The organism is Rhodococcus sp. MEB032, from assembly GCF_030208925.1.
Lineage (GTDB): Bacteria > Actinomycetota > Actinomycetes > Mycobacteriales > Mycobacteriaceae > Rhodococcus_F > Rhodococcus_F qingshengii.
This window is the reverse complement of record NZ_JARVSY010000028.1, coordinates 196,389-220,198: the sequence shown is the minus strand read 5'-3', so window position 1 is coordinate 220,198 and position 23,810 is coordinate 196,389. Positions and strand designations below refer to the sequence as shown.

General features: G+C 62.1%; 25 protein-coding genes. 8 read left to right on the top strand and 17 right to left on the bottom strand.

Annotated features, from left to right (window positions below):
• Positions 1 to 26 precede the first annotated feature (26 nt).
• From QRN54_RS25980 to QRN54_RS25970, 3 genes are all read right to left on the bottom strand, one after another.
• The gene (locus QRN54_RS25980; RefSeq protein WP_285183392.1) at positions 27 to 365 is read right to left on the bottom strand and encodes a hypothetical protein; all 339 of its coding nucleotides are present in this window, start codon (positions 363 to 365) and stop codon (positions 27 to 29) included.
• Positions 366 to 413: 48 nt separating this feature from the next.
• Positions 414 to 1,109, bottom strand: coding sequence for an Imm52 family immunity protein (locus QRN54_RS25975; RefSeq protein WP_230691650.1), 696 nt, complete (start codon positions 1,107 to 1,109; stop codon positions 414 to 416).
• A 298-nt stretch (positions 1,110 to 1,407) separates the two neighbouring features.
• Positions 1,408 to 2,730 carry an MFS transporter gene (locus tag QRN54_RS25970; RefSeq protein ID WP_080961115.1) on the bottom strand — a complete coding sequence of 441 codons (1,323 nt, stop codon included), beginning with the start codon at positions 2,728 to 2,730 and terminating at the stop codon, positions 1,408 to 1,410.
• A 421-nt stretch (positions 2,731 to 3,151) separates the two neighbouring features.
• Here QRN54_RS25970 and QRN54_RS25965 point away from each other — a divergent pair, with 421 nt between their 5' ends.
• Together QRN54_RS25965 and QRN54_RS25960 are read left to right on the top strand one after the other, a co-directional pair.
• On the top strand, positions 3,152 to 4,195 hold the full coding sequence (locus QRN54_RS25965; RefSeq protein WP_080961114.1) for a type IV toxin-antitoxin system AbiEi family antitoxin domain-containing protein: 1,044 nt from the start codon (positions 3,152 to 3,154) through the stop codon (positions 4,193 to 4,195).
• A complete protein-coding gene (locus tag QRN54_RS25960) occupies positions 4,192 to 5,214 on the top strand; it encodes a nucleotidyl transferase AbiEii/AbiGii toxin family protein (RefSeq protein ID WP_052959895.1) in 1,023 nt (340 codons plus the stop codon). The genes QRN54_RS25965 and QRN54_RS25960 overlap by 4 nt, the downstream gene beginning before the upstream one ends.
• Positions 5,215 to 5,257: 43 nt before the next feature.
• Here the strand turns inward: QRN54_RS25960 and QRN54_RS25955 are convergent, their stop codons facing one another.
• Entirely contained in the window at positions 5,258 to 6,106 is an 849-nt protein-coding gene (locus tag QRN54_RS25955) for an ATP-dependent DNA ligase (protein WP_307807312.1), read from the bottom strand.
• A gap of 97 nt (positions 6,107 to 6,203) precedes the next feature.
• Here QRN54_RS25955 and QRN54_RS25950 point away from each other — a divergent pair, with 97 nt between their 5' ends.
• Genes QRN54_RS25950 through QRN54_RS25940 form a run of 3 tightly spaced genes read left to right on the top strand, consistent with a single transcriptional unit; the run spans position 6,204 to position 8,632 of the window.
• Entirely contained in the window at positions 6,204 to 7,355 is a 1,152-nt protein-coding gene (locus QRN54_RS25950; RefSeq protein ID WP_206539353.1) for a tyrosine-type recombinase/integrase, read from the top strand.
• A gap of 12 nt (positions 7,356 to 7,367) precedes the next feature.
• On the top strand, positions 7,368 to 7,700 hold the full coding sequence (locus QRN54_RS25945) for a helix-turn-helix domain-containing protein (RefSeq protein ID WP_052054821.1): 333 nt from the start codon (positions 7,368 to 7,370) through the stop codon (positions 7,698 to 7,700).
• Entirely contained in the window at positions 7,700 to 8,632 is a 933-nt protein-coding gene (locus tag QRN54_RS25940; RefSeq protein ID WP_052959894.1) for a site-specific integrase, read from the top strand. The genes QRN54_RS25945 and QRN54_RS25940 overlap by 1 nt, the downstream gene beginning before the upstream one ends.
• A gap of 152 nt (positions 8,633 to 8,784) precedes the next feature.
• Here the strand turns inward: QRN54_RS25940 and QRN54_RS25935 are convergent, their stop codons facing one another.
• The 8 genes from QRN54_RS25935 to QRN54_RS25905 form a co-directional block, all read right to left on the bottom strand.
• Positions 8,785 to 10,146 (bottom strand): MBL fold metallo-hydrolase, encoded by a 1,362-nt coding sequence (locus QRN54_RS25935; protein ID WP_037154330.1) that lies wholly within the window; start codon positions 10,144 to 10,146, stop codon positions 8,785 to 8,787.
• 57 nt (positions 10,147 to 10,203) lie between these two features.
• Positions 10,204 to 10,473 (bottom strand): metal-sensitive transcriptional regulator, encoded by a 270-nt coding sequence (locus QRN54_RS25930; protein ID WP_027494148.1) that lies wholly within the window; start codon positions 10,471 to 10,473, stop codon positions 10,204 to 10,206.
• Positions 10,474 to 10,552: 79 nt separating this feature from the next.
• Positions 10,553 to 11,326 carry a sulfite exporter TauE/SafE family protein gene (locus tag QRN54_RS25925; RefSeq protein WP_047269964.1) on the bottom strand — a complete coding sequence of 258 codons (774 nt, stop codon included), beginning with the start codon at positions 11,324 to 11,326 and terminating at the stop codon, positions 10,553 to 10,555.
• Positions 11,326 to 11,745 carry a DUF302 domain-containing protein gene (locus tag QRN54_RS25920; RefSeq protein ID WP_027494150.1) on the bottom strand — a complete coding sequence of 140 codons (420 nt, stop codon included), beginning with the start codon at positions 11,743 to 11,745 and terminating at the stop codon, positions 11,326 to 11,328. The genes QRN54_RS25925 and QRN54_RS25920 overlap by 1 nt, the downstream gene beginning before the upstream one ends.
• A 42-nt stretch (positions 11,746 to 11,787) precedes the next feature.
• Positions 11,788 to 12,039, bottom strand: coding sequence for a YgaP-like transmembrane domain (locus QRN54_RS25915; RefSeq protein ID WP_027494151.1), 252 nt, complete (start codon positions 12,037 to 12,039; stop codon positions 11,788 to 11,790).
• A gap of 28 nt (positions 12,040 to 12,067) precedes the next feature.
• Positions 12,068 to 14,134: an MMPL family transporter gene (locus QRN54_RS25910; RefSeq protein WP_230691652.1), complete on the bottom strand. Its 2,067-nt coding sequence runs from the start codon at positions 14,132 to 14,134 to the stop codon at positions 12,068 to 12,070.
• A 184-nt stretch (positions 14,135 to 14,318) separates the two neighbouring features.
• On the bottom strand, positions 14,319 to 14,492 hold the full coding sequence (locus QRN54_RS33750; protein WP_500690727.1) for a DUF8730 family Cys-rich protein: 174 nt from the start codon (positions 14,490 to 14,492) through the stop codon (positions 14,319 to 14,321).
• 597 nt (positions 14,493 to 15,089) lie between these two features.
• Positions 15,090 to 16,511 carry an MFS transporter gene (locus QRN54_RS25905; RefSeq protein WP_003944647.1) on the bottom strand — a complete coding sequence of 474 codons (1,422 nt, stop codon included), beginning with the start codon at positions 16,509 to 16,511 and terminating at the stop codon, positions 15,090 to 15,092.
• A gap of 200 nt (positions 16,512 to 16,711) precedes the next feature.
• On the opposite strand from QRN54_RS25905, the gene QRN54_RS25900 reads away from it, so the two are divergent.
• Entirely contained in the window at positions 16,712 to 17,341 is a 630-nt protein-coding gene (locus tag QRN54_RS25900) for a TetR/AcrR family transcriptional regulator (protein WP_054802509.1), read from the top strand.
• Positions 17,342 to 17,406: 65 nt separating this feature from the next.
• Here the strand turns inward: QRN54_RS25900 and QRN54_RS25895 are convergent, their stop codons facing one another.
• The 4 genes from QRN54_RS25895 to QRN54_RS25880 form a co-directional block, all read right to left on the bottom strand.
• Positions 17,407 to 17,547 carry a hypothetical protein gene (locus QRN54_RS25895; protein ID WP_003944648.1) on the bottom strand — a complete coding sequence of 47 codons (141 nt, stop codon included), beginning with the start codon at positions 17,545 to 17,547 and terminating at the stop codon, positions 17,407 to 17,409.
• Between the two features lie 59 nt (positions 17,548 to 17,606).
• On the bottom strand, positions 17,607 to 18,158 hold the full coding sequence (locus tag QRN54_RS25890) for a GtrA family protein (RefSeq protein WP_003944671.1): 552 nt from the start codon (positions 18,156 to 18,158) through the stop codon (positions 17,607 to 17,609).
• Positions 18,159 to 18,207: 49 nt separating this feature from the next.
• Positions 18,208 to 19,257, bottom strand: coding sequence for an acyltransferase family protein (locus QRN54_RS25885; protein WP_003944632.1), 1,050 nt, complete (start codon positions 19,255 to 19,257; stop codon positions 18,208 to 18,210).
• 277 nt (positions 19,258 to 19,534) lie between these two features.
• Complete coding sequence (locus QRN54_RS25880; RefSeq protein WP_011331654.1) at positions 19,535 to 21,028, bottom strand: SulP family inorganic anion transporter; 1,494 nt, start codon at positions 21,026 to 21,028, stop codon at positions 19,535 to 19,537.
• 351 nt (positions 21,029 to 21,379) lie between these two features.
• On the opposite strand from QRN54_RS25880, the gene QRN54_RS25875 reads away from it, so the two are divergent.
• Positions 21,380 to 21,790 carry a pyridoxamine 5'-phosphate oxidase family protein gene (locus QRN54_RS25875; protein WP_064073725.1) on the top strand — a complete coding sequence of 137 codons (411 nt, stop codon included), beginning with the start codon at positions 21,380 to 21,382 and terminating at the stop codon, positions 21,788 to 21,790.
• A 150-nt stretch (positions 21,791 to 21,940) separates the two neighbouring features.
• Here QRN54_RS25875 and QRN54_RS25870 read toward each other — a convergent pair whose 3' ends face one another.
• The gene (locus QRN54_RS25870; protein WP_003944676.1) at positions 21,941 to 22,366 is read right to left on the bottom strand and encodes a MerR family transcriptional regulator; all 426 of its coding nucleotides are present in this window, start codon (positions 22,364 to 22,366) and stop codon (positions 21,941 to 21,943) included.
• Positions 22,367 to 22,619: 253 nt separating this feature from the next.
• Between QRN54_RS25870 and QRN54_RS25865 the strand changes: the two genes are divergently transcribed.
• Positions 22,620 to 23,801: a glycosyltransferase 87 family protein gene (locus tag QRN54_RS25865; protein WP_064073726.1), complete on the top strand. Its 1,182-nt coding sequence runs from the start codon at positions 22,620 to 22,622 to the stop codon at positions 23,799 to 23,801.
• Positions 23,802 to 23,810 lie beyond the last annotated feature (9 nt).

The window sequence follows — 23,810 nt, the reverse complement described above, 5'->3', positions numbered from 1 at the left end:
CACCAGCGGGGAGAACTACTGGCCGCCTACGGGGAGAACTTCGTGGCCATTGACATTCCACCTGCGGCATCGGGAGACTTTCTGCTCTCGATCATTGCGGCTTCGAGGGAGGCCTCTGTCTGAGGGGTGAGGACCCGCCCATCATTCGATGCCAGAGCCTGCTCGACCGCGACGCCGTCGGGGAGTTCATCCCTCCGTGAGCGATACATGTCGACGTCGAAGACTGGGTCAAGCTCTCGAAGGAACTGCAGTGACCGCGTTGCCAGCGCTGCGGTGACCGATTCGGCTTCCGGCGGCCCCTTTCGCGCCATGACTTTCAAGGTCAATCCGGACGTCGGATCGCGACGTAAAGATGAAGCAGACAACGTCACTCCTACTCGAAGACGATCGGCCAATCCGAACAGGCTCTGGCGCTACACCGGATAACCCAACGCCGCCCGCACCGCCACGATGTCGGCGGCAGCGACCTCCATTGGCTTGTCCCCCAACCGAATCAACGTGCCAGCGGGCAGTTCCTCGATCGCCGCAGATCGGGGGAGTTTGCTGCGATCGAGTGTGATTCCGGAATGAAAGTACGTCTCCCATCCCACCTCGACCTCGCCTTTCGACCGATTCTGAAGTTTCCTGTAGTCGCCGATGCTCCATCGAGCCCGATCCGGTTCCCAATGTTCGACGATCACTTTCATGATCGAGTCTCCGATGCCTGGGTCGAGCAACCGTCGCAGTTCGGAGGGAACATCCTTTTCCGTCGGCAACGCCACCTGAACACTGTTGGGTGCACTGGTTTCCACGCCGCCGACCCAGGCGATGATCGCCCGCGCGGTTCCGTCTTCCGGCGACAAACTGATGCTGTAGCCCGGCCCCGGGGTATCCGAGTATCCCATCTCCCCGGAGCGGGAGTGCTCGAAGATTCGCACCAACCCGTCCACACTGAGATCCGCAGTACCTCGACTTCGCTGCTTCGTATTCACCCACGGCAATGCCCAATCCGGGTCGATCGCTTCCAGATCGTCGAGGAAAGCCCGCATCGTCTGCGCCACCTCCTGACTCGACTGCACCCGCGTGCCCCAATACCCGATCACTGTCGGCCATCGCCCGACTATGCTCATCGCCCCACCCTCTCCAACCCACGAATCTTCATTGTCGCCACGGACACCGCAGACTCTGGCGAGTTCAGCACATCGTTCGGTCATCTCGCAGTGCAGGACTGTGTGCCGTTCGGCACCCGAAGAACCCGCACTCTGCCTCCAGATGCGGGTTCCTCCTTTTCAGCCTCGGGTGGGCGGACAGTTCCTTGCTTCCCGCATTGAGATCCCCGCGAAGCTACCTCGCTGAGATCGGCCAGTCTGGCGAACGGCGACGCCTGCCCGGCGGCCGATGTACTGGGTGGTCATCGGGATGCGTGGATCATGCTGGATGACGATCGTTCCGTCCCTGTGCGGCAGAACCTTCAGTTCTAGTAGTTCGATGGCGTCGTCGGTGGGGTGTCGAGAGCGCTAGTGCGAGAACGCCGAGCGCGGATAGAGCCGATCCTGCTGCGAGGCTTATTGTCGCGGTGGTGAATTGAGCGATCAATCCGGCTCGGGCGTTGCCGAGTTCAGGGCCGGCGATCTCGACGATGTGGTCGAGAGCGCTGATCCGCCCCCGGTGGGTGTCGGCTATTTCTCGCTGAACAATCACTCCTCGGGCGACCACGCTGACGGTATCTGCCGCGCCGGCGATGGCCAGAACACCGAGGGCCGCAGCCAGGTGCGGGGCGGCGGCGAGTGCCAACAAGGAGAACGCCCAGATCAAGGCAGCTCCGAACATCAGTGCCGCCGGCCGGTGGGAGTGCGCGAAGTATTTGGACGCTGCGCCCGCCAGGATGCCTCCGAGCGCCAAAGCGGCGAACATCAGGCTCAACGTGTACGTCTGACCGCCGAAACGTTCGGAGTTCAGAGCCGGGAACAGGGCGGTGGGCATGGCGAGGACCGTGGCATTGAGATCGACCAAGAACGCCCTGCGTAGGGCCGGTGTTCGCCATCCGATGCGTAGGCCGCTCAGCAGGCCGTCAGAGGTGCGTCGTGGTCGCGGGGTGCGGGGCTGTGGAGGCGTGCGCGGTAGGCGGGCGATTCCGTAAACGGCCGAGGCTGCCAGTGCTGTCGCGAGCGCGAAGCACCCCGCGACCCCGTGTGTGGCGGCGACGATTCCGCCGATTGCCGGTCCGAGCAGCACGCTGAGTTGAAAGGAGGTTGCGGTCAGCGCCAACCCTCTACCCCATGTATCGACTGGTAGGAGGGTGACGACCAGGGCCTTGCGGGCTGGAGAACCCACGGATGATGCGGCGGAGAGGAGGGCGAGGAGGCCGAAGATCACCGCCGGTGAAATGTCGGGGCCCAGTGCTGCCGCTGTCATGGCGACCAAAGCGATTGCCTGGCCGAATGTGCTGGTGAGAGCGATGGTGCGGCGATCGATTCGGTCGGCGAGCATGCCGCCGACAAGTGCGAACACGATGATCGGTACTGATTTAGCGAGACCGAGCATCCCCATCCACAGCACACTGCCGGTGGCGTCCCATATCGCTATGACGGCAGCGAAGGATGCAACCTGGGCCGCGATCGCAGTGAGCGTGGTGCTCGTCCAGAGCTTGCGAAACATTGGCGACTGCACCAGAGGTGAGGGTCGCCGCGCCGGAGTGCCCCGAGGGCGGTGTCGTTGTTTCCACGTCACGAGTGGCGAGGGCCTGAGCATCTCTGATCTCCGATATCGCTTGCGCGAGAAGACCAATCTGCACTGACACTAGGAGCCCGGGCAGGAATGATCCCGGGCCTCGCTGGGTTGTCAGCTGGAAAGGGCGCGCCGGGTATCCGGCGCTGCTGTGCACATTTGAATCGTGACCATGGTCAATGACAGTAACAATGTCCGTGGGCGTGCGTCGTTTGAGCACCGCACCAGCGGGTGACACCCCGTGGGTGGGCAGGAATGCCCGGATGCGTCCGCTATGTGAGTACGTCGAGTGGGTTCCGTCGGCCAAAACATTGGTTCGCGCCGGGTGTGTGGTTCGGTAGGAGTTCCGGCGATGTGAACATTCACCGAAGCGCGCTGCAATAGTTACACCCACATATGTAACTTTTGCAGATCGGTGGATATTTACGCTGGTATAGTGGTGCATATGTCCAGCGATACCCGGATCCTCGACCTTGCTGACCTCTCGTCGGAGCAGTGGGGTCTGTTCACCATGGCTCAAGCAAAGGAACTGGGGTTCTCTGCGCAGCAGATTGCTCGCATGGCTAAGGCTGGAACGGTGGAGCGGATCCGCCATGGTGTCTATCGGATCGGTGGGGCGCCGAGTGTTCCGTCCGAGCGGCTGCGGGCTGCGTGGATGATGATCGAGCCCGGTGCCACTGCTGGTGAGAGGCTGCGTGAGGGGTCTCCGGCTGTGGTGACGCACAGGTCTGCTGCGTGGCTTCACGGCCTCGGTGACGTGGATGCGGATGTGATGGAGTTCGCGACGTCGAAGCGGCGGCAGTCTCGTCTTTCCGATGTTCGATATCGCGTTGCGTCCTATGAGCCGGATGCGTGGACGCTCGAGGATGGGCTGCCGGTTACGACGGTGCTGATGACGATCGTCGATCTCGCCGCGGGGCATCTTGACGGTGGACACCTGGCGGGCATTGTTCGTGACGCTGTTGTCACCAATCGTGTGGATTCGGAGAGAGTGAGTGAGGCGCTGCGGCCGTTTGCGCACATGTACGGGGTTCGTCTGGGCGATGGCGAAGCTCTTCTGAGTCGCTTCCTGGAGGAGGCGGGGATTCCTCAGTCCACGCGTGCGCTGGGGCAGCGTCTGGCTGGTCAGGGGGTGCTTGATCTCCCGAACTCCGCGTTCATGGATATTCCGGCGCTGCAAAGTCTGCGAGATACGGTGGCTCTGATGAATTCTCCGGCGCTGCAAAGTTTTCGGGATGCGGCAGCGCTGCTCAATTCTCCGACGATGCACAGTGTCCGGGATGCGGAGGGGTGGATCCATTCTCCTGTCATGCAGAGCTTTCGGGATGCTGCGCTGGTCAATTCTGAGGCGATGCAGAGTATTTGGGATGCGGCGGCGCTGATGAATTCTCCTGCGATGCAGAGTCTTCGGGATGCGGCAGCTGCTGTGGATATGCCCGTGGTCGAGGCTGCTCGGAAGGTCGCCGACGGTCAGCGGCGCGCGCAGTGACGCGAGGTCGAGGAGCTGCGGCGTTCAAGCGGTCGCTGACGGACCGGCTGAAGAAGGAGTCCACACTTCGGGGGCGCCCGTTCGAGCATTTGCGGCGGGAGTTCTATCTGCAGCGGTTTTTGGCGCGGATCTTCTCGCAGCCGGAGGGGCGGTGGTTGCTCAAGGGTGGGGCGTCGCTGTTGGTGAGGCTCCCAGATGCACGGTACAGCCAGGATATCGACCTTCTGCATACTGCTGCGGGCCTGGCGGAGGCAGTCGAAGATCTTCGGGCGGCGGCCGATTTGAGTGAACTTGATCCACTTAGCTTCGTGATACGCGATGAGCCTGTCGCGATGACTGGTGGTGTCGATGGCGCGAAACTGAAGGTTGAGGTCTATTACGACGCGCTGTATCTCTTCAGTTTTCCGATAGACCTTTCCACTGAGCTTGTTGCGGTAGGTGATGTCGATTATCAGTCTCCGAGACCGATTGTGGCGATGGAGGGTTTGGCTGCGATGCCGGAGTTTGCGTTGTATCCGTTGCCGGCGCAGATCGCCGACAAGGTGTGTGCAATGTATGGGCGGTACGGGCGGGATGGGGGCCCGTCGACGAGGTATCACGATTTGGTGGATCTGGTACTGATCATTTCTGCGTGGCGTTTCCCGGCGGATGTGTTGGTGCGTGGTCTATCTCAGGAGTCTGAGCGTCGTGGATTGGTGTTGCCGGCCGCTATGTCGGTGCCTTCGGTGGGGTGGTCTGCCGGTTACGAAGCGATCGCTCGGACGGTCTCGGGGTTGCCTGGTGGGGCGTTGACTCTGGATTCGGCGTTGGTGGCTCCAACATCGCTGCGAACACCGCCGGTGCCGGATCGAGGTGAACGACATTGTCCGCCAGCACTAAGTGCGCCGAGCCAGGCGGATGCGGAGTCACAAGTATGTTGTATCAGATACAACATTGATGTGCCACATGTTGATGCGCAGCTAGCGCCGATGAACGTCACCGCTACCATCGGAAACGACAAGGCTGACCAGCGAAAATGATGCACGAGCCTATGCCGAATTGATGCGTTCAATGCAATTCCGCTCAGTTCTCGCGGTATTCCACGTCGCAGACTAGGACAGGTCTTGACCAGGAAGCATTGCGGGTGACCGCTCTCGGTGGCTCGACGGTGAACGGGCTGATGGACTGTTCGAGCTCGGTGAGCTTGTCGCGCAGTTCGCGGCGCTGCCGATCCGTCAGGCCCGTACCAACGTTTCCGATATATCTGAGGACCCCCGAATCGTCGTGGGCGCCGAGGATCAGGGATCCGACTCCGCCTGTTACACCACCCGCGCCGGGGAGGAAGCCGCACACTACGGCCTCACAATTAGCTCTCAGAGGCGTTTTGACCCAATCCCGAGAACGCTTGCCGGGCTGGTAGTTTGAGGCAATGTTCTTGGCGACTATACCTTCCAGATGATGTTTGCGGGCTACCTCGAGCATGGTCGGGCCGTCGACGTTGAGCCAGTGCGGTGGGACTTTGATGCGCGGGTGTTCGAGGCTGAGGTTGGCGAGCGCTTCGCGGCGTTCGAGGTAGGGCAGATCGGTGGTCGATGTGCCGTCGACGTCGAGGACGTCGAACACGTAGTACGAGGTCACGGCCTCGTTGCGGAGCTGCGCGGTGGGCCGCAGGACGTGCATCCGTCGTTGCAACAGGGAGAAGGACGGCACGCCGTCGGGTCCGAGTGCGACGATTTCGCCGTCGAGGACGGTTTCGCGGTGATCGAGCACAGAGCGGAGTGCATCGACGATCTCGGGAAACGATGCGCTGATGTTGTTCCCGTTGCGCGACCAGAGTAAGGGTGGCTCGGAACCTGTTGTCGCGATGGCTCTTTGGCCACTGGAGTTCGAGCGGGTTCCGGCGTTCGCTGGTTCCTGGTATCGATACTGCACCGCTGGTCAGGGCCGGTGGTTCTCTTCATCCGGTAGCCACCCAGATTTCACCCACAACTAGCGGAATCTGCCAGTTGATTGCGTAACTTCACCGTTTGTGTCAGATTTCGCTACTCGTCGCAGGCAGCGCATTGCTGCGGACTCGGCACCGACTGGCGCGGCTACTCCGGCGCGGGCACTAGCCGATGTCGAGTCGCTGCAGCGACTCGATCCTGATGTAGACGAGCGCGAGTTCTACCGGAACACCCTGGTCGAATACGGATGGGCCCGAGACGTCGCGGGACTGACTCCGTCGACCCTGCAACAGATCATGTATCCAGTTATCGAGGTGTGCGACTACTTCGATTGTGTGCCATGGCGATTGACGCAGAAACAGTTCGACCAGTATTTCTCGGGTCCTGGTAAACGCAGCCACGCAACCGTGCGCAAGAAGACAGTCCAGATCGACAACTATTTTCGGTTCCTTGAGCAGCGATACGCGGGTGAGCTTTTGAGGTCTTTCGGCGTCGGTGTCGAATCGCCAGTCGATCCGTTCAACCGGCCCCGGCACCGAGGAGATTTCAAGCTCAGGATCCCGCCGTCTCACCGGGCGATGACGGCGTTCTTCGCTGACTGGCGTGACGCGCTTCCGTGTTCGCGGAAGTACCACGTCAACGCCCGTGACTACACCATGGCCAAGATTGCGTACCTATCTGGAGTACGTGCGTCGGAGCTGTGCGCCGTACGGATCGGTGATATCCATTGGGAAGTTGGTCAGTGGGGACGCTTTGTCGTCAAGGGCAAGGGCGCACGTGGATCAGGGCCGCGGGAGCGGCAAGCGTTCTTGTTCGAAGAAGGCCGTGATCTGCTGTGGTGGTACCTCGAACAAATTCGGGGTGACTTCACCGATGACCCCACCGATGCCGGCGCACCTCTATGGCCATCGGAGCGTCTACCAACTGCTGTGGTGGCGCTTGACCTGGCTGTGGCACCAGCAATTCAGCCCTCGACATTTCGGCGCAACCTCAAGACTGCCTCGCTCCGTCACCTGAACGGCCCGGTAACCGAGCTGTATCCGCATCTGCTGCGCCACGCTTGTGCCACACACAATTACCAGCAGGGCATGCCGTTGTGGGATGTGCAGAAGCTGCTGGGACACGAGTGGGCCAGCACGACTGTGGGTTACCTGGCGTCGGCCGGAGGTGACCCGGAACGGGCGGTCATCGAATCGACACAGCGCGCTGTACGGCGCTTGAGTACGGAGAACTGAGAACTGAGAACTATGAAGTGGAACTTGCGAATGGTCGCGGCGCAACGAGACATCTGGCGCCCAACGCAGCTGCTGAAAGCATTCGAGGAAGTCGATTTCCATCCTTCGCTCAGCAAGGCCGCAGCGTTGTGGTCCTCGGCCCCCATCACCGTGCGTCTCGACGATCTCGACAAGATTTGTTCGGCGTTGAACTGCACCGTCGGCGATCTGATGCAGGCAGAAGAGGCTGCTGCCAGCCACTTGGAGCAACCAGTAGCACGTGTAGTCGGCGATCGAGTAAGGCCGTCGTCGCCTGTGACCGGTAAAAGATTGCGCGGTACCCGCCGAGTGCCACCCCCGAACTGATGGCTGATTGCAGCCCCACGACCGGGTCGATCGCCAGCAATGCCGCCCGTCATACCCAGCGGACGTTGCGCATGATCGACGACACTCCGCCGCAGTTCCAGGAGGACGTTCGAGCTTGGGTCGCGGCGTTGGGTGGTCGGGGCCGACGGCCGTCGCGTCCGCTGTCGGAGGCGACGATCGCGATCTACCTCAACTTCGCGCTGCCGGTCCTCATCGGTTGGGGCGAGACATACGAAAGCCTGCGTGCCGTCGAAGTCCGGGACATCGAAGAGGCTCTGGTTGGGCATGCCGGGCAGTCACGGCACAACGTTCACACCGCTCTGCGGTCGCTTTTTCGTGGGCTCAAGCGAGAACGGCGTGTATTCGCAGATCCGGCACGAGCTGTCGCCGGGCGCTACAACCGCCGGATGCTTCGCCCTGTCTCTTCGGACCGACTGCACGGACTGTTCGAGCAATTCGAACGCGCCGATCATCGAATCATCCTGGCACTCGTGGCAATTCACGCACTGACCATCGAGGAGATCATCGATCTGCGTCTGGACCAGATCAACCGCACGAGCGGCCGAGCGACCATCGTCCGACCTCACACACGGCACACGGTGTGGTTCGACCAGCTCACCACCGAATTACTGCACAGCTGGCTGGCGTATCGACACGTACGGTGGCCATCGAGCGCGAACCCCTACCTGCTGATCAGTGGATACACCGCGCCGACCGCAGTGCCCGTCAGCCGCCACTACATCACCAGACCGTTCCGGGAGATCGGCCTGACCGCCGGGCAATTACGGGTCGATCGCATCCTCGACGAAGCAACCCAGACCGGCGATCCCGTCAGGTTGATGACCGTTTTCGGCATCGGTAACACCACCGCAGTGCGGTACGTCAGAACCGCTCACCCCGGACAATTCGACGTCGATCCCACCGCGCCGTAAGCGGCTCGACGTCGAACGTCGCCGGAGGTGGGGAAGCGGCGAGCGAGCTTCCGAACCTGTAGGACCCGGGCTTCAAGGTCAAGCACTTCAGTCAGGCGACTCAGTTGTAGGCGTGTACTCGTGTTGGCGGGTGGGCCTGTGCGGCGCGTCCGTCAGGTGCGCGCAGTGTGAAGCTTGAGCTGTACGGCGTGGTCGTAGTCGTCGTCGATCAGCGTCACGGTGCGGTGTTCGCGGTCGAGCAGTGAGGCCGCGATCGAAGCTCGGTAGCCGGAGGCGCAGTGCACCCACACGTCGCCGTCGGGGACCTCTGCAAGTCGGTGCGGCAGTTCGTGAAGGGGGATATTCACTGCACCGGGGATATGGCCGTCCGCGTACTCGGACTGTTGACGTGTGTCGAGCACAGTGATGTCGGAGTCGGTTGCGGCAAGTCCGGCGAAGTCGGACACCTCGTAGGACCGCACGTGGCCGTCGCCGGCGAGTGAGTGAATCTCACCGACAGCCGAACCGGAGGGGCGGTCGATGCCGATGCGCGCCAACTCTCGTGTGGCATCGTCGATTTGGTCGGAGGTGTCACCGATCAATGTCAGCGGCGCACCCCACTGGTAGAGCCATCCGAGGTAGGTGACGAACGTCGTCGACAGCTCGAAACCGAGGGAGCCGTCGAGATGTCCAGCAGCGAAGGCGGTTCGTGCGCGGAGGTCGACGACCCACTGGCCATCGTCGATGCGCCTGCGTAGTTCGTCGGGATCGACAGGCTCCGGGGTGGACAGATCGATCGGGGCCGGACCTTCGGTGTTGATGACGCCCATGTGGGCGTAGTACGCGGGGTAGGCCGACAATCCTGCGATCAACTCGTCGACGTACGTCTGCTCGTCCTGGGTCAGCGCGGGATTGGACTGCTGCTGTTCACCGATGGTCGACGAGTCGCCGCTGGTGGGGGTCGCGGAGCAGAAGCTACCGAACCCGTGGGTGGGGTAGACCTCGACATCAGCGGGCAGCTCGGCGGCGATACGACGGACCGAGTGGAACTGCGCGTGGGTGAGCTCGTCGGTGTGCTCGGAACCGAGCAGGTCGGTGCGGCCGGTGGATCCGTACAGCATCGAGCCACCGGTGAAGATCGCGATCGGTTCGTCGCCGAGTCGCAGCACGTAACTGACGTGATGATGTGTGTGGCCCGGGGTGTGCATCACCTGAAATGTCGCCGATCCCGCTTCGACGACATCGCCGTCGCCGACTGCGCGCCGTTCGTATTCGACCGGGTCGCCCTCGGGGACAACGTATTCGGCTCCGGTGGCGCGTGCGAGTTCGAGTCCGCCGGTGACGTAGTCGTTGTGGATGTGGGTTTCGAGTACGTGGGTGATCGCGGCGTTCTTCTCCGTGGCCAGTGCCAGGACGCGGTCGATGTCACGTTGGGGATCGATCACGACGGCGATGCCGTCGTGGCTGATCAGGTAGCTGCGGTCGCCGAGGCTCGACGTTTCGATGATTGCGATGTCTGGATCGGTGGTGCTCACGGGGTACTCCTACGGTGTAATCGGGTCGGCCTCGTTTCTGACGTGAAACGTCCTCGTTCAGGCCAGTGCGAGGAAGAGCTTTTCCAGTTCTGCTTCGGTCATGGGCTCTTTGTTGTCTGCGGTGTCGCCGGTCATGCATTCACGAAGGCCGGTGGCCACGATCTTGAATCCGGCTTTGTCGAGGGCGCGGGAGACGGCGGCGAGTTGAGTGACGACGTCTTTGCAGTCGCGTCCGTTCTCGATCATGCCGATCACACCGGCGAGTTGGCCGTGTGCGCGGCGCAGACGGTTGAGTACCAATGCGATGCTGTCTTCGTCGCCGATCATTGCGGTCTCCTGAGGGTGTGTGATGGTGGTAGTCGTTCCAGATTACCCCCGGGGGCATCGGTTCGGTGTGTGCAGTCGGTCATGAAAGAACGAGGGTGTCGACAAGTACATAGCCCGCGACGGCGAACACCAGGTAGGCGAACCACGTGCGCAGCTTGTCGGTGTCGATGCGTGTGCTCAGTTTTCCGGCGACCAGCGAGCCTGCGATCGCAGCACCGGCGAACGCCGCTTTCAGTGGCCAGTTCCCGCCGAGCCCGTCGGCCTGAGCGATCAGTCCGGCGGCGGAGTTGGCGACGATGACCACCAGCGACGTTCCGACAGCGACACTCATCTCGATTCCCAGCAACAGCACCAGAGCGGGGATGATCAGAAATCCTCCGCCGACGCCGAACAGTCCGGTGAGGACACCGACCCCGAACCCGGTCGGTATGGACCGTGGTGCGCATCGCCGCCAATCGATCCCGGAACTTCCTGTCTTGCAAGCGGTTCCGACATCGTCGGTGCTGCGCAGCATCCGCGCCCCGGCGATGATCATGACGATCGCGAAGCCGATCATCACTGCGGCCTCGGGCAGATGCCTGCCCAGGACGCTGCCGACCAGCGTGCCGACGATACCGGTGGCCGCGAAGATCGCCGCCAGTCGCCATTCGACGAGCTTCGCCCGCACCTTGGGGATGGCCCCGGTCGCCGAGGCGACACCGATCACCAGCAACGATGTCGGTATCGCCTCCGACAGGTCCATTCCCAGGGCGTAGACGAGAACCGGGACGGCGAGGATCGACCCGCCGCCTCCGAGGAGACCGAGCAGGATGCCGACGGCGACGCCGAGGACCAGTGCCAGCGTCAGGGTCATCAGCTGTGGGCTGCGTCCTGGCCACCGAGTGCGTCGATGGCGGCCTGGAGCTTGGTGGTGGCCTCGGCCGCGACGTCGGACAGTGCTGGCTCGCCGGTCGCTTGGACCATGATGTCGGGGTTCATCGCTTCGACAATGACCGATCCGGAAGCGGAGGTGTCGGCGCGGACGACGACATTGCACGGCAACAGCAAGCCGATCTGGCGCATGACCCCGACGGCGCGGTGCGCGAGGGACGGATTGCAGGCACCGAGGATCAGATACTGCTCCATGTCCTCGCCGAGCTTGGCCTTCAACGTGGCCTGCATGTCGATTTCGGTGAGAACACCGAAGCCCTGATCTGCGAGGGAGGCTTTGACGGCGTCGACTGCGGTGTCGAAGTCGGTGTCGGTCAGAGTGGTCGAGAGTGCGATGTTCATAAGGGAAGTTCCTTTCGGTCGTCGAACTGCGGTGATCTGGGCCTACCCGATTCGGGGCTGGCGAATACTCGGCACGCCCACCCTGGTGAGAAGCGCGCTGGCCGGGCACCAGCCGACCGCTGCGTAAAGGGCGAGGTTCGCGGCAGCGAACGCGCTGAGCAGTCGCCACTGCGGTGCGTGGAGTTCGCCGAGGGCCAGGCCGGTGGCGGTGACGCCGGCGGCGAGGGCGGGGACGATACGTTCGATCGGCCAGCCCGCGAACGCGGACGAGCGAGTGGTGTTCGGATCGATCATGATTGCTCCGTTCGGGTTGTAAGGGTGGTCAGTGCGAGAAGCTGATCGACGGCAGCACCTTGCACAACCAGGCCGGCGACCACCATGCGGCGCGTCCGGTCAGACGCAGCAGGACCGGCAGCAGGATCAGCCTGATCAGGAAGGCGTCGAGCAGCACTGCGACACCGAGGATGATGCCCATTTCTTTCGGTGGGAGCGGATCGGAGAGTGCGAAGGTGAAGAACACGGCGACCATCACCGCGGCGGCGGCAAAGATGACCCGGCCGGAGTGCGCGAGCCCGTCGACCTGAGCGGCTTTCGGGTCCCCGGTCTTCTCGTAGTGCTCTTTTGCAGTGGCGAGGAGGAACACGGTGTAGTCCATGGCGATTGCGAAGATCATCGCGAAGAAGAACACCGGCCCCCAACCGTCGAGGAAGCCTTGCGGGGTGAAGCCGAGCAGTGACGCACCGTGCCCGTCCTGGAAGATCAGCTTCGCGACACCGAACGCTGCGGCGGTCGAGAGCAGACTGACTGCGGTGCCGAGTATCGCGATCAGCGGTGCCTGCAGAGCCACGAGCAACAGAACGAAACCGAGCGCCAGAATGATGCCGATCACCAGCGGAAGGTAGTCGTTCAAGGCCTGCTGCAGATCGAGATTCTCCGCCGGGGCACCGCCGACCAACGCCGACTCCGGAAGTTCGGCGCGCAGGTCCCCGAGGATGGTGCCCATTCTCTCGTCCGAGGGGTCCACAGCGGGAAGTGCCTGTAGCAGTGAGTAATTCGAGCCGTCGGCGGCAGGCTGGGGCGGAGTGACCATCGAGATCCCGTCGACGGTACTGGCTGCCGTGGCGGTCGCGGCGGCATCCGCGGAGGGGACGACGATCTGCAGTGCGCCGGGTGCGCCGGCACCGAACTGGGCCTGGACGAGCTCGTAACCCTGGCGAACCGGTGCGTCTTCGGGGACGACGGCGATCGAGGGCATCGCCACTTTCAGTCCGAGGACCGGAAGGGCCAGCGCAATGAGGATGCCGACGGAGACCAGAGCGAACGGCCAGGGGTGCTTGTGGAGCAGTTCACCCCAGGCTGCGAATTTCGGGGAGCGGTGCTGCTGGCGCTTGGCGTAGGGCAGGGAGGCGGCGTTGACCTTGGAACCGAGTGCACCCAGGGTTGCGGGGAGCAGGGTCATGGTGGCGATCAGCACGAAGGTCACGGCGAGCATGATGCCGACGGCCATGGTGCGCACCGCCGGTGCGGGAACGAGCAGGACGGCCGAGAGGCTCACCAAGACCGTCAGACCGGACAGGACCACGGCTTTGCCTGCGGTGTCCATGGTTTCGGCGACCGCGGCACGTGGATCGGCGTTGCGCAGTGCGTCGCGGAACCTGGCGACGATGAACAGGGCGTAGTCGATTCCGAGGGCGAGGGCGAACATCATCGCGAAGTTCATCGCCCACACCGAGATCGGCGTGACGCCGTTGAGCAGAACGAGTCCGCCTGCGGATGCGACCAGGCCGGCAACGGTGAGTAGCAGCGGCAATCCCGCGGCGACGAGGGAGCCGAACGCGAGCACCATGATCGCCAAAGTGACCGGCCAGGAGAACAATTCGGCCTGAATCATGGCGTCGTGGTTGGCCTTGTTGAAGTCCGACCACAGTGCGGAGGATCCGGTCGGGTAGACCTCGATGCCGTCGCCGGAGAGTTCGGTCAGCTCGCCCTTCACCTCGTCGACGGCCTTGACCATGTCGTCGGTACTCGCGTTTGCGCCGGCGATCAAGATGCCGGTGTGACCGTCGGGACTGATCGTCATGCCCGGCTGGGGGGCGATGACCTCACCGAAGCGAGTGTCACCGTCGAATACGGCCGCGACGTCGGTGAGTGTCTGCTGCATCGCTGCGTCTTCGATCGTGGCGGTGTCGGAGTGAACGACCACCTGCACTGCTGCAGAGGAATTGCCGCCGAAATGCTGCTGGGCGAGCTCGCGGACCTGGACGGATTCGGAACCGTTGGCCTGCCAGCCGGCCCCGGCCAAGGATGAGAACACCGATGGCGCAGCCGATCCCAGTGCAACGAGGGCGATCAGCCAGATGCCGAACACCCACCGGCGGCGGGCGACCATCGTGCTTCCCAGGCGGCCTAGTGCGCCGGGTGCCGGTGGCCGATGGCGGTCGTGGCGGCCGGTGGCCGCCGCGGTAGCGGGCTTGGTCACAATTGCTTCTCCTAATACGGGTGGGGGTATTCAGAAGTGTTGAAGACGCCCAGAGATTCCTGCGAAATGCAGTGGAGTGCTGTTGGGGTGGGGGTCAGCGACGAAACAGGGAACGAAAGAAGTTGTCGCGTGTAGCTGGGGCGGGTGTCTCCATGGAGCAGGAGCACCGCTGCGACCGCGGAACGTTCTTCATGACGCTGTCGACATGTCGACCGCAGCCAGCCCAGGTGGTCTTACCGCATGCCGGGCACGGGACGGGGTAGCACATGGCGGTCCTTTCTGGCGGGTACATCACTACTGTGACACATACCTAGGGGGGTATGCAAGTACCCGTGGGGGTATGAGGGAAGGGTGGGCCGGAGCCGATCGGTAGACGGCAGTGGTTTTGCCGGATCCAACGCGAGGCTGTGCTGGCGGCCGCAGAAGGCGTTTGATGGTCGCCAGTCTGCGAATGCGGTTGTCCCTCAGGGGTTGATGCTCCACCCACGCGCGAGTTGCGCCGCTATCGTCCGCGAGTTTCTGTGAACCCGCGCAGTTGCATCCCATTTCGATTCGAAGGCCCTTATCTGAACTAGTGCGTAGCGACGCCTGGTCGAACTGGGGAATTTTTTCTATATCTGCTCGGCTCATCTGTCGAGGGCGCCCAATGGGCGGAGTTTTCGCGGGGTTTCACCGCAGTCGTAGCGGTGAGAGTTCGGCCCTAGTCGCTCAGCGACTTGGGCGGATGCCAGGAGGAGAGGCAGATAACAAATTTGCCGAGACTGGTGACGGTGCCTCCCAAGGCCAGCACGTCATATCTCACAAAACCGGACAGCACGCGATCAGTTCTCGACCTCAGCTGTATATCTTTGGCGGGGTAGAGGTTTCATTCTGCGTGGTCCCTGTGCGCCGGTAAGGCCAGCGCACAGAGTGCCGTCACGATCATGATTGCCGCAATGGCGTAGAACGCACCGTTGTACGAGGCCAGGAGGTCGTCCTTGTCGAGACTGCTCGTAGCTGCATAAGTGACCAGGACGGAGAGCCCGAGCGCGCCACCGATCTGTTTGGTGGTATTCATCAGCCCTGAGGCAGCACCCGCGTCGGCGGCGGGGATCCCTGAGGTGACAGCAGCAGTGATGGGAGTGTTCAGTATTCCACTCCCGACGCTGAAGATGATGGCGGGCAGAAGGATTCCCTGCACATAACCGCTGTCGGTATCGAGTTGGGCTTGTACCCAGAATCCTGCAGCAGCCACGATCGATCCGGATGCAATGAGAAAGCGGCCGTCAATTCTGCCCATCATCCAGGGAGTCAGCCCCACCCCGATAGCTATCGCGACAATGGTATGAGGCAGAAAGGCCAGACCTGTTTGTACGGGGCTGTAGCCGAGAACATTCTGCATGGACAGAGTCAGGAAGTACCACATCGGGTTCAGGCATGCTCCAGCCAGCAGCATGATCACATTGCCGATGGAGACTGCCCTGTTCCGAAAGATATGCAGCGGTATCAGAGGTGACGATGTCACCCATTTTTCGACGACGACGAAGGCGATCAGGAGCGATACGCCAATCGCAATGCCAGAGATGGTCGAGTTTGCCGACCAACCATCATCTGCAGCCTGGGCGATACCGTAAGCCAAGGATCCGAGACCTGCTGTCGCCAAGACTGCTCCAGCGAAGTCCAGTCGTGGACGCGGCCCAGAGGGACGATCAGCGGCAATATAGCGAACAGCCAGCAGCACTGCAGCCATCCCGATCGGCACATTGATCAGCAGCGTCGACCGCCATGTCAGATATTCGGTGAGGATACCTCCCACCAAATTTCCTGCTGTACCGCCTGCGATGCCCACCGCCGTCCAAGTGGCCAGTGCACGAGTGCGACGAGGGCCTTCGGGGAAAGTGGCGGTCAAAACAGTTAGCGTCGCTGGCGCGAGGATCGCAGCACCCAAGCCTTGAACCGCCCTGGCCACGACGAGAAGAGACGCCGAATTTACGAGGCCACCGGCGAGGCTTGCTCCGGAAAACACTGCCAAGCCGATCAAAAAGACCCGTCGGCGCCCCAGAAGATCCGCCAGACGGCCACCGAGCAGCAGGAAGCCCGCAAAGGTCAATGCGTAGGCATTCACTACCCATGCCAATCCGCCAGCGTCGAACCCAAGACTCTCGCGGATGGACGGCAGAGCAACATTCACCACCGAGATATCAAGAACAACCATGAACTGCGCGGCACACACCACTGCGAGTGCGATGCTCGCGGAGCGATGTCGGTTTTCCTCGACGAGCGTGGTGTTCATCGGACTTCGAGGCATAGGCCACTCCCCAAAACTTGGTACATCTGTATCTTATACAAACGTACCAAGGTGAGTTTTTGCAGATGTCGAGTTCCGGCTCTACCTCCGACACAGGGAGCCCTCGCGGAGCCACAGTTTCCGAGCACAAGACAAGCGGTACAGACGTATCATCTACGGCTGTACCAGGATCGGTTCGACACATGCAGGGAGATTTCACGGTGCCACGCAGACCCGACCCCACCCGGCGCCGTGCAGAAATTGCCGAGGCGCTTGTTCGTGCCGCCAATCGAGACGGTCTGCATGCGGTAACAATGAGATCCGTCGCCGCCGAAGCCGGTGTGTCGCTGCGGTTGGTGCAGTACTACTTCACCAGCAAAGAGGAGCTCCTGGTCGGCGCTCTCCAACATCTGGAACAAAGTAGCCAGGAGCGATGGGCACAACGACTGGCCGATCTTCCGAGTCCTCCGCCACCACGATCGATCATCGATGCGTTCGCGGCCGAAGCGTTGCCAACCGACGAACCCAGCAGCATGTTTCATCTGGTGTGGATGTCCTACGCGGTTCTCGCGATGACCAATACTCAGGTTGCACGGCATCCGTCCATCAGCGGCATCGACCGACTGGAGCGCCAACTCACCGAAGCACTGCAACGCTCGGCGGATGCCGACGAACTTGTCGACTGTGACGCGGCGATTGAGGCTGCACGCCTGGTGGCACTGGTCAACGGTCTGGGCACGAGCATCCTGGTCGGTCAGCGCTCCATAGATCGAGCCACCGAAGTAATCACCTACCACCTCGATCGCCTCTTCGCGGTTCCACCAGCAACGATCACCGAGCCTGCCACCTGATTACAACTGCAGTGCCGGCATCTACGCTCGACGAACCCCTGGGCTGCGGGGCCAGCTGAGGTGATTCAGCGAAAGATTGCCCATACTGCGAGGACTACCAGCAGTACGGCAAGGACGAACAAAACCACGAACGTGGCGGTGGGATGGTCGTTGATCCATTCGCTGAGTGCGTGGAGGCGGGTCGATGCATCGGATGTGATGGTCATGCCGTCACTTTCATGAGTTCACACCTGGAGTGGTTTCCGGTGAGGTGGCGGATGGGTGGTCAGGCCGGTGGGTCGAGCCTCTCCGTCGCCGGGACGGCAGCGGCGTCGAAGTCCGCGGCCGAAGTCGAGCGAACTCGCTGCCACGCGTGCCAGAGGAACCACGTCGAGAGAAAGGCACCGACCACGGTGCTCGCGACGAAATCGCTTGCGGTTTCAGTGAGGGCATGCACGTGGGGTTCCCTCAATTCCAGGTGGTATCGGGCAATCCAGAGGGGAATGGCACCGAGAGTGATGGAGACTGCCATGAGGGCGAAAAAGGTTGCTGCCCAGCGTCCTCCGCTTGCATGATCGATGTCGGCGAACGACCATGCCAGGCACAGGATGTATGCGTACACGGCGGAGATCAGTGCGGCGAGCATGTGCGCTGTGACCGGATTGTCTGTGAGCGCCGTCCATTTCAGGATCGAAAACAGTGTCGTCGTGGCCATGGTGCCCGCTGTTGCGATCAGGAGGAATTTCACGGCTTCGGGGTAGCGCAGAAGCCTCGCGATCCAGCGCTGCGGCAGGGCGTACACGAGGGCTTGGGAGAGGATGGTCAGTGCCGAGGTCACGTTTGCGCTTTCCGGCGTGGGGGCTGGGGGAACATGTACGACGAAGGTGTCATGAGGTGCTCCGGCGCGGCATGACGAAGAGCCATCGTTGTCCGGCGGAGGTCAGCGCTGCGTGAATCGCCAGGGATCCACCGACTGCAACGGTGGCTACCAGGAGGGGGCCGAACACCAACAGCGCGTTACGGGTGAAATCGAAGCCGGCGTGAACAGCGGCGACCACGATGATGCCGAGAAGTACTTCGTGCATGAGGTACACCGGCAAGGTGAGTGTTCCGAGCTTTCTGAAGGGGGCGAATATCCGCAGTGCCTGCAGTTGCGATGTGAGAGTGATGCCGACGAACAGACCCAAGGCGCTCAGGGTGATCGTCGCGGCGCCGACCGAGGTGATGTACCCATTGACGTGCAGGGCGTACGCGAGCGCGAATGCGGTGCCGGAGAGCGCGAGACGTGTCATCGTCGTCGATGCGGCGGCGGCGCGGATCATCTGTTGCAGGTGCGCTCCGGCGAGGAAGAAGAGGAAGAGTTCCATCATGTTTCCCCAGGTCCAGTCGACGCCTCCGATGCTGGGAGCGGTGAAGGCCAACGCGATCGCACCGAGCAGTTGGACTCGATAGTCGATTCCGCCGAGTGCTTTCGTGAGCACCGTGTACACCGCGAGTGCGTAGAGGAACCACAACCCGCTGGTCGGTACGACCAGCGCAGTGATCAAGTTCAGTGGGCTCGAGGTTTCGTCGGTTCCTGCGGTGGCCGGAAAGGCGCTGAAGAACACGAAGCGCAGAACCGTCCACATGAGGTAGAGGTATGCCAGAGGCAGGACTCGCCGCCGGATCACCGTTGCCCACGGCAGTGATGTCACTTTGTGTGCGAAGAGGCCGGCGGTGAGGAAGAACAAGGGCATCCGAATCGGTTCCGCAACAGCGTTGATGTCGTTCCAGATCCCTGCGGCCAACCCGCGGGTGACGAGAAAGTTGGTGCTGTGCAGGAGGACGACCAACGCGATGCTGATCCCTTTCGCCAGGTCGACCCAGTCCACCCGCCCTGTGTGCGCTGCCGTATCGCCCGATTTCGGTTCGATGGTTCCGTCGTTGATTCGGTGCACCGGATCTTTCTCCTCGATGGTGTTGGGCGGACGTGACTCTCATGGACTTGGCGGCGGTCGAACACCCGCCACAACTTTACTCTTACGTTACAGTAGGTTTATCGAGGGTCCGGAGCGTCCTGGTGCCATTTCACCGACCGCCGCGAACGGGGGCCCGCCGGGTGGCGAGTTCCGGTTTCTCGACAACACGGCGAGAACCAGACGTGAAGTACCACCATAATTCGTTGCGCTACAGCACAATTAGGTGATAACCGAGCGCAGACGGCGTCCACCCATCTCAATGCGATGAAGTGAGGGTGCCGCTGAGCCCTCGGTGACGCTCGAGGCTGGCGCCGTCGAGACCGATGATCTCGACGTGCTTTCCCTTCGCTTCGTACTTGTGCTGAATGGCATCGAGAGTGGCGACCGTCGAGGCATCCCAGATGTCGGCACCGGTGAGGTCGATGATCACGTTCGCCGGATCGTCGACGTAGTCGAACTGATAGACCAGATCGTTGCTCGAAGCGAAGAACAGCTCCCCGGTCACCCGATAGACGCGGGTATCGACGAGTCCGTCCTCGTTGGTGTCCGCTTCGGACACCTTCTCCACATTCGTCAGATGCGCGACGCGGCGGGCGAACATCACCATCGCCGTCAGCACACCGACGATCACGCCGTAGGCGAGGTTGTGTGTGGTGACGGTGACGATCACGGTGGCGGCCATGACGAGGGTTTCGCTACGCGGCATGCGGCGCAGGGTCTTCGGGTGCACACTGTGCCAGTCCATGGTTCCGACGGAGACCATGATCATCACCGCTGCGAGCGCGGCCATCGGGATCAAGGCGACGACGTCACCGAGTCCGACGACGAGGATCAGCAAGAACACTCCGGCCAGGAACGTCGAGATGCGGGTGCGGGCGCCGGATGCTTTGACGTTGATCATGGTCTGGCCGACCATCGCGCAACCACCCATGCCACCGAAGAATCCGGTCAGGACGTTCGATACTCCCTGCGCCCACCCTTCGCGGGTCTTGTTCGAGTGCGTGTCGGTGATGTCGTCGACCAACTTCGCCGTCATCAGCGATTCGAGGAGGCCGACCAGCGCCATCGCCAGCGCGTAGGGAGCGATGATGGTGAAGGTGTCGACGGTGAGCGGCACATCAGGAAAGAACAGCGACGGCAGGCTCGACGGCAATTCGCCCTCGTCCCCGACGTCGGGGACGTTCAACGCGAAGACCACCGTCGCCGCGGTCAGCAGCACGATCGCCACCAGTGGTGCCGGTACTGCGGTGGTGAGTTTGGGGAGCAGGATCATCACCAGCAATCCGACTCCGACCATCGGATACACCATGGCGGGGACACCGATCAGGTGTGGGAATTGGGAGGTGAAGATCAAGATCGCCAGTGCGTTGACGAAACCGATCATCACGCTGCGCGGGATGAAACGCATCAACTTGGCAACACCGAGGACACCGAAGGCGATCTGAAAGATGCCGGCCAGGATGACGGTGGCGATGAAGTAATCCAGTCCGTATTCACGTGCAACCGGCGCAATGACCAGGGCTATCGCACCGGTAGCGGCGGAGATCATTGCCGGGCGGCCTCCGAGGAATGCGATGGAGACGGCCATGACGAAGGATGCGAACAGCCCCACACGGGGGTCTACGCCGGCGATGATGGAGAACGCGATCGCCTCGGGAATCAAGGCGAGGGCAACGACCAATCCGGCGAGGACCTCGGTTTTGAGTAGTCGCGGTGATCGCAAGGCGCTCATGACCGTCGGTGCGGTCATCTGTGCGTCCCGAATGGTCGAGGGTGGTGAGGCATGTGCTGCCACGATGCTCCGTTCACGTGTGAGCAGGAGAGTTCCTACTCGGCTGGGGTGGCGCGTCGTGCGCCGGGGATGCGTGCGGCAAACCTGGGAATCTCCTGGCCGCGGCCGCCTGGACAGGCGACGGGGTTGACCGAGAACGGCGAACCCTACTCTTACGGAATGGTAGAGTTTGGTTACCGGATAGGCAAAATAGTGTGACGCGCCCCACCGTGCCGTGAAGAAAGATCGGGGCATGTGGGTAACCCGCATCCACGTTCTTGCAGTACTGGGCGCAGCTGCTGCGCATGACCGTGACCGAAGGGGACAACGATGGCGGCGGAGAATGTGGAGAAACTTCACGCACTGTTGCGCACACTGGACACGGTGATGGTCACGACCGTCGACGATCAGAACCGGTTGATCAGCAGGCCGATGGCCTTGCGCGTGGGCGATTTCGGCGGAACTTTGTTCTTCCTTGCTCCGACGAACTCGCGCATCATCTCCCACATCGCCGCGAGATCGGCGGTCAACATATCGTTCACATCGGCGAACAGTTCCGTATCCCTCACTGGTACTGCGGATTTCACCACCAACTACAACAGTGTGGCCGAGCACTGGCACAGCATGCTTGCCCCGTGGCTCCCCCGCGGAACCACCGGGGCGGCGCTGATCGAGGTCACCATCGACGAGGCGAGATTCTGGAGCGTTCCCCACGGTTCGACAGGAGCTACCGGCGCCTAGCGCTCGCCTGTCACCGCAATTCAGCCGTGTCGAATCGCCGGAATATCAAGTGCGCAATAATAGTTCACAGACCGGAGGCCATCCGAATATCTGGACGGAGAGCCTCGACCCGCCCTGGGACGGGGCCTACTCCGCCGGCGCGCTCCCGGATCAGAGAGATGCCGGCGACGATGAACCCGAAGTCGCGCTTCGCGCTGCGAGCAGTTCGGTCAGTTCCTCGGCGTACGCCAATTGCCGCCGAAGCGTGGTGCAGCTCTCCGAAGCCTTGCCGTGGCATTCGTTGATGAAGTCCTCCGCCTCGGAGCGCTCTTTCTCGGTAGCCGAGTCGTCGTTGACGACGTCGAGCGCATCGAGTAGGCCTTTCATTTCGGCCAGGGTGAATCCGAGTGGCTTCATACGCCGAATAACCAGTAGGCGTTCGACATCGGCTTCGGTGTAGAGACGGAAACCGCCGACGCTTCTCTCCGAGGGAACGACCAATCCGACGTCGTCGTAATGCCGCACGGTGCGGATGGACAACTCGGTGCGGTGCGCGACCTGCCCAATCTGCATATGCATGCCGTCGTCGTCACCCATCGGTGCACCTCCACATCCATCTACCCGGCCTTGAATGACGGGCAGATGTTTGCGCCCGCGCTCGGTGACCACTCTAGCGAGCACCCGCATCGGACCAGACCTGCCGGACCGAACGCGAGGTGCGAGCCACCAAACTCTACTGTAACGTACGGGTAGAGTTGCCGTCCTGAGTTGATCGGCGAAAATCCGAGGAGACAGTTCGTTGCCTGTTCCATCGCTGACGTCACCCCGCTGGGCACCTGTCACCATTGCCATGGGTACCGCATTCTCGATTGCGGTGGTCGCCGCGTACTCGATCATCGCAGTCAACGGATATTTGATGGATCTGTCCGTCTTCCGTGACGCAGGACTGGCTTTCACATCAGGGTTGCCGCTGTATTCGGAAGATTTTCCGAGCTCGTCCGGGTTCCGGTTCATCTACTCGCCGTTCGCGGCGATAATTTTCGCGCCGATGGCGTGGAGTGATCCCGTTGTCCTGCAGGTGATATGGACATCGATCAATATCGCGCTGGTGTGGTGGATCCTGAAAGTCGTCCTGCGCCAATTGTCGATACCGCGGCCATCTCTTGTGGCTGCGGCGCTGACTGGTGTGGCGCTGGTCCTCGAGCCGGTGCGCTCGAACCTCGGGTTCGGGCAGGTCAACATCGCGTTGATGGCGTTGGTCGTCGCCGATTGCTGCGGCGCCCTGCCCCGCAGATTCAGAGGAATCGGCATCGGAATTGCCGCGGCCATCAAGATCACTCCCGCTGCCTTCGGGCTCGTCCTGCTCGTGCGGCGAGACCTACCCTCGATCGCCCGCGCCCTCGGCGCATTCTTGGTCACCGTCGGTATCGGTTTCGTATTTCTGCCCAAGGATTCGGTGTGGTTCTGGGCGACGGAATTCTTCCGCAGTGACCGCGGCGGTGCGCACGAGTTCTTCCGCAACCAAGCCGTCACCGGACTGTTGGCCCGACTCGGCGCCCAGGGCATGCTCAAAGATGCGATCTGGCTGCTGATCGTCGCCATGATCATCGCCGCCGCAGCCTACGCAGGGCACCGCTTCACGCGCAGCGGGGAACCTGTCCTCGCCCTCGGGGTCGTCGCGCTGGCGTCGCTGCTCGCGGCACCGATCGCGGTCACTCACCACTGGGTGTACGTCATCATGCTGATCCCCCTCGGGGTGGCGCCGCAGTACCGATCGTGGAGGCCCCTCATCGCCGTTGCCGTCACAATTTTCGCCATCGGCCCCTATTTCGTCCTGAGATGGACGTTCCCGGGGGGATGGGCTGGTGAACTTGCGCAGCAGGTGATCGGAAACGCCCAACTCCTGACAGCGCTCGTCCTCTTCGTGTGCGCGGTGCGTGTCGCTGCGACCCGGGACCGCACCGGCTCCGATGCAGCCCCTGCTCCCGCATCCCGTCAGGATGTGGAAGAAGCCGTTCCTTCACCCGTGTGAGCAGGTGAA